Source organism: Streptomyces sp. WAC06614 (assembly GCF_003949795.1).
GTDB lineage: Bacteria > Actinomycetota > Actinomycetes > Streptomycetales > Streptomycetaceae > Streptomyces.
Genome location: NZ_RPRY01000613.1, coordinates 1 through 1,947, shown reverse-complemented (window position 1 = coordinate 1,947; position 1,947 = coordinate 1). Strand labels below are relative to the sequence as shown.

2 protein-coding genes are annotated in these 1,947 nt (G+C 74.5%); both read left to right on the top strand.

The features are described from left to right. Nucleotides 1-95: 95 nt before the first annotated feature. On the top strand, nt 96-689 hold the full coding sequence (locus tag EF918_RS35290) for a DUF5998 family protein (RefSeq protein WP_125652926.1): 594 nt from the start codon (nt 96-98) through the stop codon (nt 687-689). Next, on the top strand, nt 689-1,921 hold the full coding sequence (locus EF918_RS35285; protein WP_125652925.1) for an alkaline phosphatase family protein: 1,233 nt from the start codon (nt 689-691) through the stop codon (nt 1,919-1,921). Before EF918_RS35290 ends, EF918_RS35285 begins: the two co-directional genes overlap by 1 nt. The last annotated feature ends 26 nt before the right edge of the window (nt 1,922-1,947 follow it).

Sequence of the window (1,947 nt, the reverse complement as noted above, 5' to 3'; positions counted from 1 at the left end):
CGCCCGGACCGATCTCGGGCCGCGGACCCTGCCGACTTACTGAGCCCGTGTCCGGCGCGGCCGAGGCGCCTCCTGCGGGCCGTAGGATGGACCCCATGGCGAAATCCGGTACGACGACCCAGGGGCTGCGCGCGGCGATCGAGCGCAGCGGCTACTACCCGGCCCTCGTGGCCGAGGCGGTGGAGGCCGCGGTGGGCGGCGAGACGGTCTCGTCGTACCTGGTCCACCAGGAGACCACCTTCGACTCCAACGAGGTGCGCCGGCACGTCACCGTGCTGGTCCTCACGCCGAACCGCTTCATCGTCAGCCACACCGACGAGCAGGCGGCCGACGCCGGGTCCCCGTCCCCGTACGCGACCACCTCGACCGAGTCCGTCAAGATCGGCGCGATCTCCTCGGTGGTGCTCAGCCGCGTCGTGGCCAACCCCGAGTCGTACACCCCGGGCACGCTGCCCCGCGAGGTCGTGCTGACCATCGGCTGGGGCGCGGTCTCCCGCATCGACCTGGAGCCCGCCGCCTGCGGCGACCCGAACTGCGACTCCGACCACGGCTACACCGGCAACTCCACCGCGGACGACCTGAGTCTGCGCGTCAGCGAGGCCGGTGACGGCCCCGAGGCGGTCCGCCAGACCCTGGTCTTCGCCCAGGCGCTCTCCGAGGCCACCGCCGCGACCGCCACCCCCCGCTGATGACGTACTCCGCCGCGCAGCACGGCTGGGGCCACCCCGGACCGGGAGCTGGGGGAGACCCGGACCTGCTGGACCCCGCCGGCGCCCCCGTCCCGCAGTACGGCACCGGCTCGCTCGCCGACCTGCTGCCCACCCTGGCCGCCCACCAGGGCGTGCCGGGCCTGGAGGCGACGATCACCGAGCTGGCGCCGGCGGACCGGGCCTGTGTGTTCCTGGTCGACGGCCTCGGCTGGGAGCAGCTCGCGGCCCATCCGGCCGAGGCGCCGTTCCTGACCTCCCTGCTGGGCAGCTCGCGCGGCGGCACCGGGCGGCCGATCACCTCCGGCTTCCCCGCCACCACCGCCACCTCGCTGGCCTCCGTCGGCACCGGCCTCGCCCCCGCGCGGCACGGCCTGCCCGGCTACGCCGTGCGCAACCCGGCCACCGGCGAGCTGATGAACCAGCTGCGCTGGCAGCCCTGGACCTCGCCGCAGGTCTGGCAGCCGTACCCGACGGTGTTCCAGCGCGCCGACGCGGCCGGGGTGCACACCGCGCAGGTGTCCGCCCCCGCCTTCCAGAACACCCCGCTCACCAAGATCGCGCTCAGCGGCGGCACCTTCCACGGCCGGATGACCGGCGAGGAGCGGATGGACCTCGCCGCGCTCCAGCTCGCCGCCGGGGAGCGGGCGCTGGTGTACACGTACTACAGCGAGCTCGACGGCGCCGGGCACCGCCACGGGGTCGACTCCGACCTGTGGCGCGGCCAGCTCATGCACGTCGACCGGCTGGTGCAGCGCCTCGCCGAGCAGCTCCCGCCGCGCACCGCGCTCTACGTCACCGCCGACCACGGCATGGTGGACATCCCCTTCGACGAGGACTCCCGGATCGACTTCGACGAGGACTGGGAACTCGGCGCGGGCGTCGCCCTGCTGGGCGGTGAGGGCCGGGCCCGGCACGTGTACGCCGTCCCCGGTGCCGAGGCCGACGTGCTCACCGTGTGGCGGGAGGTGCTCGGCGACCGCTTCTGGGTCACCAGCCGCGAAGAGGCCCTGGAACTGGGCTGGTTCGGGGCGCCCGGCAGCTGCGACGAGCGGGTGCTGGGCCGGATCGGCGACGTGCTCGCCGCCGCCCACGACGCCGTCGCCATCACCGCGTCCGTGAACGAGCCCAACGAGTCGGCCCTGACCGGCATGCACGGCTCACTGACCCCGGCGGAACAACTGGTCCCGCTGTTGGAGATCCGCTCCTCCTGACCGCCGGACCGGGGCCCACCCCGCCC

Coding starts and splice junctions, on each gene's coding strand:
- EF918_RS35290 (WP_125652926.1), top strand. CDS start 96: ATGGCGAAATCCGGTACGACGACCCAGGGGCTGCGCGCGGCGATCGAG.
- EF918_RS35285 (WP_125652925.1), top strand. CDS start 689: ATGACGTACTCCGCCGCGCAGCACGGCTGGGGCCACCCCGGACCGGGA.